The 16,716-nt window shown below is 43.5% G+C and carries 15 protein-coding genes; 7 read left to right on the forward strand and 8 right to left on the reverse strand.

The annotated features are described in order from the left end of the window. The first annotated feature begins 48 nt into the window (after positions 1-48). Complete coding sequence (locus tag MMAH_RS01800) at positions 49-690, forward strand: MarC family protein (protein WP_013036840.1); 642 nt, start codon at positions 49-51, stop codon at positions 688-690. On the opposite strand, the gene MMAH_RS01805 is transcribed toward MMAH_RS01800, so the two are convergent. The 5 genes from MMAH_RS01805 to alaS form a co-directional block, all read right to left on the reverse strand. Continuing rightward, positions 683-1,204 carry a universal stress protein gene (locus MMAH_RS01805; RefSeq protein WP_013036841.1) on the reverse strand — a complete coding sequence of 174 codons (522 nt, stop codon included), beginning with the start codon at positions 1,202-1,204 and terminating at the stop codon, positions 683-685. The two genes, MMAH_RS01800 and MMAH_RS01805, sit on opposite strands and share 8 nt — an antisense overlap. A 51-nt stretch (positions 1,205-1,255) precedes the next feature. Beyond that, on the reverse strand, positions 1,256-3,853 hold the full coding sequence (locus tag MMAH_RS01810; RefSeq protein WP_013036842.1) for a valine--tRNA ligase: 2,598 nt from the start codon (positions 3,851-3,853) through the stop codon (positions 1,256-1,258). Between the two features lie 185 nt (positions 3,854-4,038). Next, positions 4,039-4,293: a hypothetical protein gene (locus MMAH_RS01815; RefSeq protein ID WP_013036843.1), complete on the reverse strand. Its 255-nt coding sequence runs from the start codon at positions 4,291-4,293 to the stop codon at positions 4,039-4,041. Positions 4,294-4,427: 134 nt separating this feature from the next. Continuing rightward, positions 4,428-5,495, reverse strand: a complete 1,068-nt coding sequence (locus tag MMAH_RS01820) for a response regulator transcription factor (protein ID WP_013036844.1) — start codon at positions 5,493-5,495, stop codon at positions 4,428-4,430. 96 nt (positions 5,496-5,591) lie between these two features. Then, positions 5,592-8,366 carry an alanine--tRNA ligase gene (gene alaS / locus MMAH_RS01825; protein WP_013036845.1) on the reverse strand — a complete coding sequence of 925 codons (2,775 nt, stop codon included), beginning with the start codon at positions 8,364-8,366 and terminating at the stop codon, positions 5,592-5,594. Between the two features lie 247 nt (positions 8,367-8,613). Here alaS and MMAH_RS01830 point away from each other — a divergent pair, with 247 nt between their 5' ends. The 4 genes from MMAH_RS01830 to surE all read left to right on the forward strand — a co-directional run bounded on the left by MMAH_RS01830 (position 8,614) and on the right by surE (position 11,915). Beyond that, positions 8,614-8,889 (forward strand): hypothetical protein, encoded by a 276-nt coding sequence (locus MMAH_RS01830; RefSeq protein ID WP_013036846.1) that lies wholly within the window; start codon positions 8,614-8,616, stop codon positions 8,887-8,889. Between the two features lie 113 nt (positions 8,890-9,002). After that, positions 9,003-10,601, forward strand: coding sequence for a BCCT family transporter (locus MMAH_RS01835; protein ID WP_013036847.1), 1,599 nt, complete (start codon positions 9,003-9,005; stop codon positions 10,599-10,601). Next, complete coding sequence (locus MMAH_RS01840) at positions 10,598-11,077, forward strand: hypothetical protein (protein ID WP_013036848.1); 480 nt, start codon at positions 10,598-10,600, stop codon at positions 11,075-11,077. The genes MMAH_RS01835 and MMAH_RS01840 overlap by 4 nt, the downstream gene beginning before the upstream one ends. A gap of 49 nt (positions 11,078-11,126) precedes the next feature. After that, positions 11,127-11,915, forward strand: coding sequence for a 5'/3'-nucleotidase SurE (surE, locus tag MMAH_RS01845; RefSeq protein WP_013036849.1), 789 nt, complete (start codon positions 11,127-11,129; stop codon positions 11,913-11,915). Here the strand turns inward: surE and MMAH_RS10575 are convergent, their stop codons facing one another. Beyond that, a complete protein-coding gene (locus MMAH_RS10575) occupies positions 11,916-12,065 on the reverse strand; it encodes a hypothetical protein (protein ID WP_013036850.1) in 150 nt (49 codons plus the stop codon). Positions 12,066-12,252: 187 nt separating this feature from the next. Here MMAH_RS10575 and MMAH_RS01850 point away from each other — a divergent pair, with 187 nt between their 5' ends. Further along, positions 12,253-13,542, forward strand: coding sequence for a coiled-coil domain-containing protein (locus MMAH_RS01850; protein WP_013036851.1), 1,290 nt, complete (start codon positions 12,253-12,255; stop codon positions 13,540-13,542). A 12-nt stretch (positions 13,543-13,554) separates the two neighbouring features. Here the strand turns inward: MMAH_RS01850 and moaA are convergent, their stop codons facing one another. Continuing rightward, the gene (moaA, locus tag MMAH_RS01855) at positions 13,555-14,475 is read right to left on the reverse strand and encodes a GTP 3',8-cyclase MoaA (RefSeq protein ID WP_013036852.1); all 921 of its coding nucleotides are present in this window, start codon (positions 14,473-14,475) and stop codon (positions 13,555-13,557) included. Positions 14,476-14,597: 122 nt separating this feature from the next. Between moaA and MMAH_RS01860 the strand changes: the two genes are divergently transcribed. Then, on the forward strand, positions 14,598-15,914 hold the full coding sequence (locus MMAH_RS01860; RefSeq protein WP_013036853.1) for a cobyrinate a,c-diamide synthase: 1,317 nt from the start codon (positions 14,598-14,600) through the stop codon (positions 15,912-15,914). Positions 15,915-15,916: 2 nt separating this feature from the next. Here MMAH_RS01860 and larE read toward each other — a convergent pair whose 3' ends face one another. Beyond that, the gene (gene larE / locus MMAH_RS01865; protein ID WP_157198676.1) at positions 15,917-16,714 is read right to left on the reverse strand and encodes an ATP-dependent sacrificial sulfur transferase LarE; all 798 of its coding nucleotides are present in this window, start codon (positions 16,712-16,714) and stop codon (positions 15,917-15,919) included. Between the last annotated feature and the right edge of the window lie 2 nt (positions 16,715-16,716).

Genomic DNA, 16,716 nt, shown 5'->3' on the forward strand with positions numbered 1-16,716 from the left:
ACTTATTTAGGATCACTTTTAAATACCAGATTGCTATAGTGGCGGAATATGGACGTTGTATCATTCTTTATTTACTCTTTTGTTAGCATCTTCGTTATCGTGAGTCCGATCGGAGCAGTCGTAACGTTCATCTCTCTTACAAGCAGCATGACACAGGAAGAAAAAAACAGTATAGCAACCCGTGCAACCCTTCTTGCCTGTGCTATATGCATTTTCTTTGCAGTTACCGGTCACGGCATCCTCAATGTTTTCGGGATTAGTGTAGATTCCCTGAGGGTGGCTGGTGGAATATTGTTATTCAAGGTAGCTTTTGATATGCTGCTCTCAAGAGTATCCGGAGAAAGTGTAACGGAAGAGGAAATTCATGAATCCCTCAGCCGTGATGATGTCTGGATATTCCCCATTGCCCTTCCATTGATGACAGGACCTGCAACAATCACAACCGTAGTCGTGCTGTCGGGTACATCCCCTTTAATTTCTCATAAACTAGTCGTATTGCTGGCAATCCTGCTGACATTTGGTATATGTTTTGTGACTCTATACTATTCCCGTCGTCTCTATAAATTAATAGGATACACCGGAGCACATGTTATCACCAGGCTACTCGGGCTTTTCCTCGCAGCTCTTGCGGTGGATTTTGTAACTCATGGTGTGTGGAATATATACAGTAACCTTGCAGGAGTCACCTGACCGACATTACATCACAGCCGGCATTATGGATTACTCTTTCTGCTACACGTCCCAGCCGGAATGTCCCGTCAGAACCCATACCCAATGTACCCATAACAATCAGGTCGACCTTCTTGTCGGAGGCAAAATCAAGGATCTCGTTTGCCGGTTTGCCTTCGATATGTACTTTTTCGACATTTACGTCTTTATTTTTCCCGAGTTCTTCGACGTAGGAAAGAATATTTTCTGCTTTTTCCTCGAGGTGTTTCTTGCGCTCAATTTTCCAGTTCTCATCGGCAATCTTTGCAAATTCGCGCCATTGGGCCGGAGATATGTGTTCTGGAAGCGACACCTGCATTGCCGTTTTCCAGTCCCTGTGTATTGCTTCCCTGGTAATGCCTACAGGATTCATTTCCATTACATAAAGTGCATAGACCTTTGAGCCACAAGCCCTTGCCAGTTCTATTCCCTTTTGCACTGCTTTTCGTGCATTTTCAGAACCGTCGGTAGTTATCAATATAGTGTTATATACCATGGTACTCCCCCATAGAAACAAGGAGAGTACTCCAATAAATAAATAGCGAATTTAGCGCAGTATTACTGCCATCACATCGCTGACCTCAAGGACATCCACGGTCCTGCCTGCAGACGTTACTTCCTTTATTATTTCCACACTTTCCGGTTCCAGATTTATTTTTTCTCCATCAACTTCGATATCAATGGATCTGGATTCCTTCATCTGTGCAACCCTGGATGCATCCATGCTTTTCAGGGTAGCGATTATACTGCCAGCCTGTTTGCGGAATTTTGGTCCGATGATTCCCATGTTGGGTTTCACATCGACGGGCACATGTTCAAATTCAGGTTTTCCTTCTATAACTTCCACTGCAGAATTTGTAGCTCCCTCAAGATCGGTAACATCATCCATTACAGAATATATCTCGATCTTTTTGAGAGGAGCATTAAGAGCCATACCACAATCGGATTTATACCTGCGGATACTGCTTGCGAGGTCTTTTATTATTTCGCCCTGCTTCTCAGCAGTTTCATCGATTATTTCCCTGTTTGAAGAGGGCCATTTTGTTTGGTGGACGCTGCCTGTAGAAATATGGGAATAAACTTCCTCTGCAAAGAAAGGCGCAAAGGGTGCAAGCATGCGGGTCAGGGTTTCCAGGGTTGTGTAGAGAGTATAACGGGCTGCTTTCTTTGAAGTTTCATCCTCTCCATATAGTCTGGCTTTGACAAGTTCGATATAGTTGTCTGCAAGGGTTTCCCAGGCAAATCCGCGTATGGATTTGTAGGCTTCGTCGAACTGGTAGTTATCCATATTTTCTGTTACGGAAATAATCAGCCTGTTGAGTTTGCTGAGCAGCCAGCGATCTACTGTGCCCAGGCTGGATGTGGCAACTTCAGGAATTTCGGGTAATAATTCTTCCAGATGGGACATTGAAAAGCGGAAGATGCTCCACATCTTGTTAAAGTATCTGGACCCTGACACCACATCTTTCCATCTGAACATTACATCAGAACCCGTCGAACCTCCGATTGCAGCCCACTGGCGGAACGCATCAGAGCTGTACTGATCAACGACCTCTTCGGGAGAAATGATGTTGCCCCGGGATTTGCTCATCTTGTGTCCGTCTTCCCCTAGCACCATGCCATTTATCATGATAGAGTCCCAGGGTCTGGAATCCTGAAGAGCCTTGGAACGCAGTATGCTGTAAAATGCCCACGTGCGGATAATATCGTGGCCCTGGGGTCGCAGCTGTGCAGGTGATCTCATTTCATGATCTGTAAGCCAGCCTGTAACATGCAGGGCTGTCAGGGATGAATCCATCCAGGTATCCAGTACATCTTCTTCAGCTTCAAAATCAGTCGAACCACATTCACAGGGTGTTGGAGGTTTTGTCTGTGTGGGATCTAGAGGCAACCACTCCTCTTCTGCGATCAGGGATTTGCCACATTGTTTGCAGTACCACACCGGTATAGGAGTAGCAAAAATACGCTGTCTGGATATACACCAATCCCATTCCATGGTGTTTGTCCAGTTCTCCAGGCGTATCTTCATGTAGTCGGGAATCCAGTTGATCTCATTTGCTGTCGCAAGGATTTTGTCATTTTCAATTTTGACAAACCATTGCCTTTCAGACAGGATTTCTATCGGTGTGTTGCAACGCCAGCACATTCCCACGTTCTGGTCAAGGCTGTCCTGATCGTAAAGGTAACCCTGCTCTTTGAGGTCCTGTATGATTGCATCCTTGCATTCTGAAGATTTCATTCCTTCGTATTTGCCGGCAATACCTGTCATAAATCCATTGCGGTCAATAGCCTTACGTAGAGGTAGGTTGTGCTCGATCCACCAGCGTACATCCTGTTTGTCACCGAAGGTACATATCATTACCACACCTGTACCGAATTCCGGATCGACCTCTTTGTCTGCGATTACAGGCACTTCATGGTCAAATAAAGGTACTTTTACATTTTCACCAATATTTTCTTTATACCTTTCATCTTCGGGATTGATTGCCACAGCGACACAGGCAGCCAACAATTCAGGTCTTGTGGTGGCAATCCTGACTTTATCAAAGCTCAGGTAATTCAGTTTTGTGTCCCTTGCTTCATATTCGACTTCTGCAAAGGCAATAGCTGTTTCACACCGCGGACACCAGTTCACCGGATGATCGGCCTGATAGATACGTCCCTGTTTTTGCATCTGGACAAAAGAGCGCTGTGTTTTCACGAAGTATTCGGGTTTCATCGTGATGAATTCGTTACTCCAATCCACCGAAAAACCCAGCATGCGCATTGTCTGGCGCATTTTCTCTATATTCCCAAGTGTAAGTTCTTCGCAGAGTTTCCGGAATTCAGCTCTTGGGACCTGGTTTTTAGTAATACCATGTATCTCTTCCACCTTCACCTCGGTGGGAAGGCCGTGACAGTCCCATCCCTGTGGAAACATGACGTTGAATCCCTGCATGCGTTTGTATCTTGCAACAAAATCGATGTAACACCAGTTAAGGGAATTTCCGATATGGAAATTGCCCGTAGGATAGGGGGGTGGGGTATCTATTATATACTGGGGTTTATTCTCATCTTCCCAATCAAAATGGTACATTGACATGTCCCAGGCATTCTGCCATTTTTTTTCCACTTCTTGGGGGTTATATTCTTTAGGGATCGTCATCAGGACACTCCGGTAATTATAATAAATAAGTTTGATATTCAGTACCGGATGGCATAATATATCTATATCCGGCAAATCTCGAACAACATCTTGTCTAATATTATATTAAAGGTTTGCTTATGTGTAACACAGGCTTTTATAGGATAGCATGGCCACAAAATATTATTCGGCAAACTCAATTTAAGTTATACAATGAGTGAAACAAAGGTGCCTGCTATGATTATTGCCACGATTGATGCAGATAAAAAAAGACCGGAGTAATATATAAGATCCCTGTCATGTTCCTGCACTCCGTACATCAGGCCAAAAATGGTAATAAATATCCCGCCAACAGCTATAGCTATCAGATCACGATATACTGTGTACAGAAAAAGAATTGCAATGATATAGAGTACGGCTATAAGATACGGATTGCGATATAATGATTTTTCTTTTTTCATTCTGTCACCTGGGTACTTTTTATTAGGTAGGGTCTGCAGGGGCGTGCGGTTATCAGATTTTTAAAAATAATGTTTTTTGTGGTGGTAATTATAATATTCAAATCACAAAAGGTATAAAAGGAAAATTGGGTAAATTATTCTTTTTCTTCCGGAGGCTTCCAGCCAAAACGTTTCATAACCATCTTTATACGGGCATTGACTTCTCTTTTGTCAAAGGGCTTTGAAATATAGTCATCAATACCCAGTTCCATTCCCTTTAGTTTGTCATCTACTTTTGTTTTGGCTGTGATCATTATAATTGCAATGTCTCTTGTGTCCCTTTCCTTTTTCAGGGTCTCAACGACCTCATAACCGTCCATATCTGGCATCATTATATCCAGCAATATAAGGTCGGGTATTTTTTCTCTTGCAATTTCAATGGCATCTTTCCCGTTATATGCAACCAAAAAATCGTAGGGTTCATCTTTAAGGGACAATTTCAAAAGGTCGGGAATATCGGGTTCATCATCCACAATAAGTATATTTAGCCTTTCTTTTTTGATCTTTTTCTGGATATAGTATAGATTTATTTTTCCCTTTTCCACTACGTATTTCACATCAAGACTTTTCAGTCCCATTTCAACATGCATCTCTCCGGTATCTGAGATCTCGATGACAACATCGAAAAAGGAGGCCAATGTGCCTTCTTTTTCACCAGCAACGCCTTTGTTGAGCATTGATACAGCGCTTCCCTCCTGCTGGTGGACATTTGACATGATATATTCCAGGAAATTCTCAACAACCTGAAGATTGTCCTTTGAAAGGATATTCAGGTCATCAATAACCATTGTTGACCCGGGCATTTCAGAAAATAGTTTTGAGGTATGTGACCCGATTTTCATATAATCGGTCTGGGAAGAATAGTAAAGGGTATTTTCTTTTTTTTCTTTTGAAGGGTCTTCAATATCTATAAACCACATTCTATCCAGGTGGTCTTCAATTTCCATCCCATAATCTCTAAAATTAGCTATTACCTTGTCTCTTGAGTTTTTCAGACAGAGCCAGATTATATGTTTTTGATCATCATTTTCCAGTATGGACTGAATATAAAAATAGATTAACCTTTCACTGGATACACTTGCAGGAGCCAGAAAAACAGTAGTCTTGTCGGCAAGTCCTTCACGAAAAGTATCCATAATCTCTGCGGTATCTTCGCCGGACATTTCCCTCTACTCCTTCTGATATCTTTATTTGGCGTTTTAGAATATTAATGTTTGGGACCTCTGTTCATATTATAATAAGTCCCAAACAATCTTTGCTTAATCCCCGAGTTGCTCTTCTACCATCCGGCGACCCAGTGCAAGACCTTCATCGATCTTTGAACTATCCTGGCCTCCACCACGTGCCATTGAAGGTTTACCTCCTCCGCCTCCGCCGGTTAGATTTGCTATTTCACGTACGATATTTCCTACGTTAATTCCCTTTGATACTGCACTGTCACCGGCAGCAGCTGCTATTTTGGCACCTTCATGATCACTTATGAGTAATGCAACAATATCATCACTTGAAGCAAGTTCTCCTGCCATTCGGGTAAGTTCATCCGCATCTGCCCCGTCGACTCTTGAATTTATAAGGCGAATCTCTTTTAACTGTTCAGCATTTTCAACTAATTGGTTTACGCGGGATTCTGCCAGTTCTTTCTTGAGCCGGGTATTTTCTTTCTTAAATTCCTTCCATTCAGTGAAGAAGCGTTCAATGGTTGTAGGTAGTTGTTCGGTAGCTACCCTCAAAGTTTCTGCAGAACTTCTGAGGAGTTTATCCCTTTCCTGGAAAGCTACAACAGCAGCTTCGCCTGCTGCATATTCAATACGTTCTACTCCGTCCTGTATCCGTTCTGTCTTCAGGATCTTGATAGGGCCTACCTGGCCTGTAAAAGTGCAGTGGGTTCCTGCGCAGGCTTCAATATCGCTTCCTACATGCAATACACGGATGCGGTCGCCTGGTGGTACTCCACCCTGGTAGAGACTAAAGCCGTATCTTTTTTCGGCTGTACTGCGGTCCATCCACTCACTTATTACGCGTTTGTTCTCCATTACCATCTGGTTTGCAATCATCTCAATCTCATTGATTTCCTCGGGAACAATCCTTTTGTAATGGGAAATATCAAGTCTGGCACGGTCGGCGAATTTCTGTGCACCCGCCTGCCATATATGTTCTCCCAGCACCTGCCGGGCTGCATCGTTTATTATATGGGTCGCAGTATGATTTCTTGCATGTGCCATGCGACGTTTTTCATCCACTTTACCCGTAACCATATCTCCTTTTCGAATATGGAGCTCATCTTCGATTTCTTCTATGGTATGGATTACTATGCCGTCAAATATCTGGACATCGATCACCTTTAGTAAAGCATCATCTACCATGAATGTGCCATGGTCTGGCGGCTGTCCTCCTCCCTCCGGATAGAGAAGTGTGCTGTCGAGCACTATATTGTTGTCAAAAACATCAAGAACAACAGCTTCGAATTCCATTCGGTTTGGTTCATCATAGAAAAGACGTTTTGTAGGAGGAAGTTTTTTGAGACGATCTGCATAGGGGATTTCTTTTTCGTGTTCCTGTACGGATTTGCTGTGTCGCTCAGCTACAAGGGAGTAAAAATTGTCGGGTAGTTCGACTTCCACTCCAACTTCAGAGGCAGCTTCTCTGGAGATCTCAGCCGGTATGCCATGACTGTCATACATATCTATAACAGTATCAAGAGGCATTTTTTCTCCCTTCTTTTTGTAGTGCTTTGCAGATTTTTGTATGAGTTTCTTCCCACGCTGCAGGGTTTCCTGGAACTTCTTTTCTTCGTTATCCAGTATGTCACTTATTACATCAAATCTGTCGGCGAATTCAGGATATTCGGGGAGATGGTTGATATGCATCTGTACAATGTCGGATAACGGGATTTTGATGTCAAGATCCTGCATCATCTTCATTGTACGTCTGATTACAAGTCTTGCAAGATATCCTGCTTTAACATTTGAAGGTATTATTCCGTCACCCAGCATGAATGTTATACAACGGGCATGGTCTGCAATGGCGTATGCCGTTTCCACGGGCTCCATTATGGTGCCCAGTTTGTCAGCAGTAATTCCTATGTTTGAAGCTACCTGTTTGCGCAATTCCAGCAGGTTTGCTTTTTCGCTCACATCCATCAGGCCTGCAAGCCGGGCGTTCTGGGATAAAATATTTGCATAATCTTCATCTTCCAGCCGATGCTCCACACCTGCCAGTTCCATAAGTTCCCCGACAACTTCGGGGAATATAGCATCGTATACAGTAGGGGTTCCCTGGGATGCCCATACCAGCCTTTCCAAACCGTACCCTGTGTCCACGATGTAGTTGTCCATTTTCCTGTAGGTATCACCTTTGATAACGATATCTCCGTTTTTGGATTGCTGCAGGTTCATAAACACAAGGGTTGCCACTTCCAGGCCGCCTATGAGGACTTCAACACATGCGCCGGCGTTTCCTCCGCCTGCCCAGGGCTCTTCTTTGTAGGTTACAGCGAAGGGGTCTACTCCAAGTTCGTTGAGCAGTCCGTCGCAGAGTTGTACTGTCCGGTCTTTCCAGTATATCTCATTACTTTTTTTGTTGAATGCGTGATGTGCCATCATCTCAAAGGTAGTCAGATGACGGCCACTTCTTCCGACTGCATCCAGGTCAGAAAGACGAATGCATGGTTGTGATATGGTGAGTGGGTTTGCAGGAGGGGCAACCTGTCCGGAAGTTACAAAGGGCTGGAAATCTGCTATGGAGGCGATAGTTAGATAGATATCATTTCTCCAGCGTGCTATCACAGGGTATCTTTCGATACGTGTGTGTCCATTTTTTTCAAAGTAACTAAGATAAAACTCCCTCATCTGTGCAAGATTAAACTTTTTCTTGAAGACGGGGTTGTCGATGAATGAATAAGGGTCACAGGGTGCATCTCCGCATGTGTCCCTGTCTCTGTCACGGGTCCAGAAATAGCTGCCACATTTTTGGCACTGTTTTCTGATAAAACCGTTTTCGTAGAAGAAATTTATATCGTATTCCTCTTCAAGCATAATAATCCCGGATTGAATAGTTAATCGTAATAATAGAGCCTTAGATTCTTATGCCTAATGCCCCCATGTTTAAAAATATTTCTCATATATGCACCTTCTCAATCAATTATTATTCAGTATTTATATTTATTACACCATATTTTTTGAACACATAAATCCATCAATACGCTTATTTTTGACTAATTTGTGTACATCTATGTTATATGCATGTCCATGAGTAGTTAGCCTTACTGAGGAGATGATATTAATGCAGACTATTAATTACATGTCAATGGTTTTCAGGGGTGCAGTAGAAGATTATGAAACAACCGGTGTTCATCCTTCAGTATTCCTTGATTCAAGCGGCGAACTCCAAATATATCTCTGTGATCCTGTTGCAGCGGAAGAAGAATTTGAAACTACTTATGGAATGGGCGACTACGAAGTTAACGGAGCCCAGTTTGTGAGTGACATTTCTGAAAATGAGAATATTCACGAAGTGAATTATGCAAAGTTAGTAACTCCCTTTTCTATGAATGATTGAACTCCCTTTCTCTCTTACTTTCCTTCCCTCCTTTTTATACGAGTCAGTAAATATATAATCAAAACTCTTTTGTAATTTGTCTCTGTGCCTGTGTCTTATAGATAGGAGGCAACATGCAGATAAAGGCAAGTCCCGGGTTTCAGGTAAATCCTCATGTTTTTTATGTATCGGCAGTCCTGGTGTTATTTTTCGTATCCATAGGAGTCTTTTTTACAGAAAAACTATCTGTAATTTTTGGATCGTTACAGAATATAATTGTGGTTAATTTTGGATGGTTCTATATTCTATCAGTTGCTTTTTTCCTTCTATTTGTTGTATGGTTGTATTTCAGTCCCTATGGAAACATAAGGCTGGGCAAGGATTCGGACCGGCCGGAATATAAGGACACAACCTGGTTTGCAATGCTTTTCAGTGCGGGTATGGGCATAGGGCTGCTTTTCTATAGTGTTGCAGAACCAATTCTTCATCTCGCGTCTCCCCGGGACACCGCACCGGGTACAATAGAGGCGGCAGTTGAAGCGATGAATCTCACTTTTTTCCACTGGGGACTCCATGCCTGGGCAATATATATCGTGGTGGGGCTTTCCCTTGCATATTTCTCCTACAGGCATGATATGCCTCTTACCATTCGCTCTACAATGTATCCATTGTTTGGTGACAGGATATATGGAATACGTGGAAATATTGTGGAAGTACTGGCCATCTTCGGCACATTGTTTGGTGTTGCCACCTCACTGGGCCTGGGTGTGATGCAGATCAATGCAGGAATGGATTATCTTGGCCTGATGTCGGTATCTGTAAATAACCAGATATTGCTGATTGTATTCATAACTCTTGCAGCCACTACTTCTGTGATGTCGGGTCTGAACAGGGGCATACGTATATTGAGTCAGGTCAATATCCTGTTGGGTCTTACCCTTGTCACATTCGTCTTTATCGTAGGTCCTTCTGTTTTCCTTTTGGGTTCATATGTACAAAGTATAGGTTACTATTTGCAAAACATTGTTTATCTTACATTCCAGACCGATGCATTCACTGGCCTCGAATGGCAGAAAATGTGGACCATGTTCTACTGGGGCTGGTGGATCTCCTGGTCACCCTTTGTTGGCATGTTCATTGCACGTGTATCCCGGGGGCGCACAATCAGGGAATTTATCAGGGGAGTATTGCTTGCTCCTGCAATTGTAACTTTCATCTGGATTATTGTCTTTGGTAATACGGCAATTCATATGGAAGTATTTGGCAATGGTGGTATTGTAAATGCTGTCCAGACAAGTATTCCGACTGCCCTTTATGTCCTGTTGGATAAATTGCCGGGTTCTCTGCTAAGTTCTGCTCTTGCAACGATTGTCGTAATGACTTTCTTTGTCACATCGTCTGATTCGGGTTCTCTTGTGATTTCCATCCTTTCCTCAGGGGGAGATCCCAAACCGGCAATTCCCCTGAGGCTATTCTGGTCCCTGCTTCAGGGTGCTGTTGCAGCTGTTCTTCTGTTGACAGGGGGGCTTGTGGGTTTGCAGACAGCTGCCCTTACCACGGCTCTGCCGTTCTGTGTCGTTTTAATTCTGATGTGTTACAGCATATCGAAGGGATTAAAAACCGAGGTTGATGGCTACAGGGTCATAGCTTCGGAGAAAAAACCGCCGGAAAATACATCAGATAATAAAACTAAACAACTGGTAGGAGAACTTTTCGAAGGTGGGTCCAAATGAATATGTGGGAACAAAAATTGCGGGATATTTTCCAGATGGAAAAGAAAAACTCCGGGGAAAGGACTACGGAGGAAATGAATGTCAGATTTGCAGAACTCAATATGAGGGATTTTTTCAAACATGTGGTATTTCCTGCCTATGACGACCTGAAAAAGGAAATTGAAAAATATGGCAGGATTGTTGAGGTCAATGTGGATGATACGGGGATGAATTCCGCCTCTCTGACAGTTTATGTTCCCTCCGACAAAAACCCTGATGAACAGGTTGAGGAATTCTATTTTGAGATAAGGGGTAGGGCCTACCAAAGGGCCGGTTTTGCTTTTCCGGCACATGCAGATGAAGAGCAGCCACGTATCCGTAAGGTGGAAATATTACTTCGCAATGGTACTGTCGATGAATATGATATAGAGAATCTGACCCGGGAAGATATCATCGAATGCTTTGTCGCTGAATATTCCAAGTGGATCAATTACTGATCTATCAAATTCATTACCTTTAAAACCCTTAAGGTTAATCTGGCCTTCCATGTCGAAAAAAATTCTGCTGACCAATGATGACGGTGTGTATTCCGCTGGTATACGTGCTGCTTACAAAAGTGTGGATTCACTGGGCGATGTGACGATTGCTGCACCGGCTTTTCAGCAAAGCGGTGTAGGGCGGTCTATTTCTATTTTTGAGCCCCTGCGGATGAACCGTACAAAGATAGATGGCGTGGATGCTTATGCAATAGGCGGTACTCCCACTGATTCAGTGATACTGGGGATATTTTCGGTTATGAAAGAAAAACCCGATCTTATTGTATCGGGATTCAATATCGGGGAAAATATCAGTACGGATACCGCCACTACCTCAGGAACCGTGGGTGCGGCACTGGAAGGTGCAAGTTATGGTATCCCTGCAATTGCGGTTTCCATCCAGGTCATAGAACAGGGTCTCAAGTTCGATGACCTGCGGGATTATGAACATGATTTCGAGGTTGGTATCAGGGTAGTGAACAGGATTGCGAAAAAGGTCCTGGAACACGGGCTGCCTGAAAATGTGGATGTATTGAATGTAAACCTGCCGCATGATGTGAAAGAAGATACCGAGATTGAGATCACCCGCCTTGCAAGGAAGTTTTTCAATATGGAAGTGGAAGAGCGTCATGATCCCAGGGGCAGGCCATATTACTGGCTGGCAGGTGACCCGATGCCAGATGGTGAAGAAGGTACTGATGTACATGCCGTTACCCGGAAGGGGCACATATCGATAACACCTCTGAGTCTGGATTCGACTTCTCGGGTGGATAACTCGGAAATAGAAAAATTATTTTGATTATTTTTTGATGTGGATGTCGATCTCTTTCCATGTTGGATCGACACCATGCAGACTTTCTGCAGACGCGGCTGCAGTCTTTCCCAGGATTTTCTGTACAAAATCGTTTATTTCTATATTTTCACCATCAACATTAAGTTCGACTTTCATTTTTGACACTTCCCTTTTTTTGCATATAGAATGAATTCCAATATTTATTTTTCTTTTCTATCCTTCTCTTTTTGTATTAGAGATTCTAATTTGAACCTGATGTCAGGGAGTCAATTTAATATTTATGTCCAATTGTTCTTCATCCAGAACCTTTTTAACAAATCACCATGTTTTTTCATCTGAATATATGGATTTCCTCAAGAAACTATTTGGTAAGGACAGGGATGAGCCTGAAGAGTTACATCTGGAATTTGAAAATCTCTTTGAATGGAGTAAAACCAGGTATGAAAGGCAAGTTAACGCCGCAAAACCTCTTATAAGTGATCTGTATTCGGTGATTGACAATAAACTTGAACAGCTCAGGATCGACAAAAAGGCCTTCATGGCTGCCACGCCGATTGAATCAGCTGATAAGAAAATGGGTAAGATCGCAGATTCAAACCGGGATGTTATTGTTAGTAATCTGGAAATACTTGATGAGAAAATCATTGTCCCGAATGATAATTCTGTAGAGGGTGCTTATGCCTTCTATACTGAATCGGTTTCCCATCTGGATACTTTTCTGGACAATACCCGAAAAAGCATGCTTTATGCAAAGAGTCTCTATCCCACTGAATATAATAAAATAAACGCAGACCTTGCAAACCTGAATCATGCTTTAAGTGATTTATTTTCGGCAATTGAAAAGCCCCGGAATAAGCTGGATATGATCAACAATATATTTGTCGATGTTGAAGATATTCATAATCTTGAATCTGAAATAATGGATTGTCGGGATAAGATTCAGGAATTAGAGAATAAATATTCCTCCCTGGATGAAAATGTACAGGATGCAAAATCTGATCTTGAAAAGTTGATTGCAGGTTCGGAATATCCACGGGCAGAAGCAATTAACAGTGAGATTGAAGAGGTCAGGCAACAGCTCCTGAATGTAGAAGCTGATATTAAAAGAATGTTCACCCCACTGTCCAAAGCATTATCCAGAATGCAAAAACAGGATGAAAACGGAATTCATACCCTATCGCCACAAGTTCGCAATATACTTGATATTGTCGTGAATGATCCTGTCTCGGCACTGGATCACGATCTTGATCCTCTATATGATGAATTAATTCTGAGGCTTCAAAGTGATTCACTTGGTCTGAAGGATAAAAAGAAAGATAAAACTCTTGAACAGGTACATTCAATAAAAAACTCTTCTTCTCTCAAATCCTTATATGAAAGTAAAACGGAATACAATAACATTCTCAGGCAGTTGAGGGGCCAATTGGACCAAATGGATGTGTATCGCCAGAAAACTTCCATGGAAAAGGATATTTCAAAAAAGCAAGAGGCTTTGCTTTCCACACAGGATAAACTGGAAGATGAAAAAAAATGTCTGGAATCCCTGGAAGAGCAGCTGGTAAATGCAAAATCGAAATTGAGTTCACATGTGAATGATGCATTTGAGGAGGATATCGAGATACATTTCAGGTAACAACCTTACCTGTTAGCCTTCAGTTACGTTTCCTCTGTAATAAGGCACCCTTTTTTTCACAACTTCTTCCAGCAATCGTGGAATATCTTCTGCATTTGCACCTTTTGTATCCACAAGATTATCATTAACCAACAGGCATGGTTTGAGTTTCCCGTCGGCTGTCACACGCAGCCTGTTGCAGTTGGCACAGAATTCAGTATTGTCGATGGGTCTTACGACTTCAACTTCAGCACCGTCGATGATGTACTTTTTGCGGCGGTGCATTTTACGTACCCGGACTTCATCGGCCTTTTCTTCAAGTTGTTTTTCAATTTCTTCCACGTCAACCTGATATTTTATAACATCCTGGAAATCCATTAGCTGTATGAGTTGTAATATGGTGTTGCCTTTGTGCTTACGGACAAATTCAAGCATCTGATCGATTTTATCTTCATTGACCCCTTTGAGCATTACCATGTTCAGCTTTACAGGAGTAAGGCCAACTTCGATTGCTTTTTCGATTCCCCTGAGAACCTTGTGTACATCACCCGGATTTGCTGCAGTAATCAAACTGTAGTTTCTGTCATCAATACTATCCAAACTTACATTTATCCGGTCCAGTCCTGCGTCCTTGAGGCTCCGGGCCCTTTCTTCCAGCAGTATCCCGTTGGTAGTTGCAGATACATCCTTCAAGGGGGGCAGGCTTTTCAGTATATCCTCGAAATCCCTGCGGACAAGCGGCTCTCCGCCAGAGAATTTCACCCTGTCCACTCCATACATGCTGGCTGCCTTGATGATATCAGATATTTTCTGGGCTGACATTTCATCTGCCACTTTCATATTCCCTTCATTGTGGCAATAAATACAATTGAGATTACATCTGTCAGTAATCGATATTCTGAGGCTCTTTATGGTGCGTCCGTAGGAATCAGTGAGATGTTTTTCAGGAGTCATGCTATATCGGGAATTGGTTTTTAAATTGGGATGGTGAAGGGGGTATATAAACTTAAGTTTATCCGGTAACAGTGAAGCTTACTGCCCCATATTTTAAATACCAAATCAAACCAACTTGTGCCATGAAGAAATCAATAGTTATTGCAGGCACACACAGTGGAGTCGGTAAAACAACCGTTTCCATGGGTATTATGGCGGCCCTGACCCGCCGGGGGATGAACGTCCAGCCCTATAAGGTGGGGCCGGATTACATCGATCCCACTCATCATACCGCAATCTGCGGCAGACCCTCAAGGAATCTTGATACATTCATGATGGGTGAGGAAGGTGTCCGGCAGAGTTTTCATTGCAGCTACGGGAATGCGGATATAGGAGTCGTTGAAGGTGTAATGGGTCTTTTTGACGGAATGAATTCCTCGGATCTTGCAAGTTCGGCTCATGTGGCCAAATCCCTGGGTGCTCCTGTGATTCTTGTAGTTAATGTGCACGGCATGTCCAGAAGTGCTGCAGCCCTTATCAAAGGCTACTCTGAATTTGACAGTGATGTACGTATCGATGGTGTGGTTCTTAACCGCGTGGGAAGTCCCAGACATGCTCAAATGATCAGGGATGCCCTGGGGGATGTGCCGGTAGTTGGTGCCCTGCCTCGTAACCAGGACCTGACCGTCCCTTCCCGTCATCTTGGTTTGCACATGGCTGATGAACGGGATTATGATCTGGAAAGACTGGGTAACTTCATTGAAGAGAACATTGATCTGGATAGTGTGCTATCCCTGGCAAACGACCCTCGCCCGGCTGCCCCTGAGGAATGCATCGTCAACAGGGAGGTCGATGTGACAATAGGTGTTGCAATGGACAGTGCTTTTTGTTTCTACTATCAGGATATGCTGGACTATTTTCGCAGGTCAGGGGCTGAAATCAAATTCTTCAGTCCGCTTGAAGGTGAAATTCCTGATGTGGACGGCATGTACTTTGGAGGCGGGTATCCCGAGCTCCATATAGCAGAACTTGAAAAGTCACGGACAACTCACAAGCTCAAGGACCTTTCAGCAGACGGAATGCCAATCTACGGTGAATGTGGTGGTCTGCAATATCTCTGCACTTCCTACGAGATAGAGGACAGGATCTACAAAATGGCTGATCTTTTCCCTGCCGAGACCGTCATGACGAAAAAACTGCAGGCGCTGGGCTACACTAAAGGGTATGCCGATTCCCCCATATTCAGGGGAGAAGTACGTGGTCATGAATTCCATTACTCTGTAACAGATTGTGCTTGCGACAGCCGTCTGGCTTACACTATGGAGCGGGGTAAAGGAATTGTTGATGGTATGGATGGTATCTATGAACACAATTCTGTGGCAAGTTACATGCATGCCCACCCCGGCTCATTCCCGGTGGATGATTTTGTACAAAGCTGTCGCAAGTACAAACAACGCTGATCTCAGGTCTCATCCATGCTGCCGCTTCTGTAACCTTCGAGGTCCAGGCAGACATGGGTGATACCTGTAGTTTTCAGCTGCCTGATCAGATCATCCTTTTTCAGGACAGCCGTTGTGATTTGTTCAGCGGGGACCTCTATACGGGCAAGGGCCCCCCCGTCATGCAACCTCATCCTGCATTGTAAAAATCCCATTCTGTGCAGAATGTCTTCCCCCTCTTCGGCCCTTCCGAGTTTCCCGGCGTCCAGCATTTCGCCATAGGGTATACGTGAGGCCAGACAGGCAGAAGAAGGCAGGTCCCAGAAGTCGCAATCTTTTTGTTTCGCTATCTGCCTGATATCCGCTTTGGTGATATTTGCAGACACGAAAGGATGAAGTATTCCCTCTTCCCGGCTGGCTGCAAGCCCGGGTCGCAATGTCTGTGTATCCGAGACATTGGTACCGTCGGCAATAACTGTATAGCCCAGGGAGGCAGCATATTTCCTTGCAACTTCTATTACTTTCTTCTTACAGTGATAGCAGCGATCCCTCGGGTTCATTCTTATATTTTCATATTCAAGGGGATCTATATCCAGTATATGCAGCTTTAATCCGTATTCATTGGCAGTTTGTTTTGCCCTGCGTACCGCATATTCGGGTATGAATGGGGAATTCAACAGGATGCAAATATGTTTATCTCCATGTACTTCCCTGGAGACAACCGAAAGCAGACTGCTGTCCACACCTCCTGAAAAAAGAATTGCAATTGGGCCGGTGGATTGTATGAAATTTTCCAGTTGTTTCAATTTGTTATTTGTCATGT

It is taken from the genome of Methanohalophilus mahii DSM 5219 (assembly GCF_000025865.1).
Lineage (GTDB): Archaea > Halobacteriota > Methanosarcinia > Methanosarcinales > Methanosarcinaceae > Methanohalophilus > Methanohalophilus mahii.

Excerpts from the sequence above, each read along its gene's own strand:
- MMAH_RS01840 (WP_013036848.1), top strand. The coding sequence starts at position 10,598 with ATGAATATGTGGGAACAAAAATTGCGGGATATTTTCCAGATGGAAAAG.
- surE (WP_013036849.1), top strand. The coding sequence starts at position 11,127 with ATGTCGAAAAAAATTCTGCTGACCAATGATGACGGTGTGTATTCCGCT.
- MMAH_RS01850 (WP_013036851.1), top strand. The coding sequence starts at position 12,253 with ATGGATTTCCTCAAGAAACTATTTGGTAAGGACAGGGATGAGCCTGAA.
- MMAH_RS01800 (WP_013036840.1), top strand. The coding sequence starts at position 49 with ATGGACGTTGTATCATTCTTTATTTACTCTTTTGTTAGCATCTTCGTT.
- moaA (WP_013036852.1), bottom strand. The coding sequence starts at position 14,475 with ATGACTCCTGAAAAACATCTCACTGATTCCTACGGACGCACCATAAAG.
- MMAH_RS01810 (WP_013036842.1), bottom strand. The coding sequence starts at position 3,853 with ATGACGATCCCTAAAGAATATAACCCCCAAGAAGTGGAAAAAAAATGG.
- MMAH_RS01815 (WP_013036843.1), bottom strand. The coding sequence starts at position 4,293 with ATGAAAAAAGAAAAATCATTATATCGCAATCCGTATCTTATAGCCGTA.
- MMAH_RS01830 (WP_013036846.1), top strand. The coding sequence starts at position 8,614 with ATGCAGACTATTAATTACATGTCAATGGTTTTCAGGGGTGCAGTAGAA.
- MMAH_RS01860 (WP_013036853.1), top strand. The coding sequence starts at position 14,598 with ATGAAGAAATCAATAGTTATTGCAGGCACACACAGTGGAGTCGGTAAA.
- MMAH_RS10575 (WP_013036850.1), bottom strand. The coding sequence starts at position 12,065 with ATGAAAGTCGAACTTAATGTTGATGGTGAAAATATAGAAATAAACGAT.
- MMAH_RS01835 (WP_013036847.1), top strand. The coding sequence starts at position 9,003 with ATGCAGATAAAGGCAAGTCCCGGGTTTCAGGTAAATCCTCATGTTTTT.
- alaS (WP_013036845.1), bottom strand. The coding sequence starts at position 8,366 with ATGCTTGAAGAGGAATACGATATAAATTTCTTCTACGAAAACGGTTTT.
- MMAH_RS01820 (WP_013036844.1), bottom strand. The coding sequence starts at position 5,495 with ATGTCCGGCGAAGATACCGCAGAGATTATGGATACTTTTCGTGAAGGA.
- MMAH_RS01805 (WP_013036841.1), bottom strand. The coding sequence starts at position 1,204 with ATGGTATATAACACTATATTGATAACTACCGACGGTTCTGAAAATGCA.
- larE (WP_157198676.1), bottom strand. The coding sequence starts at position 16,714 with ATGACAAATAACAAATTGAAACAACTGGAAAATTTCATACAATCCACC.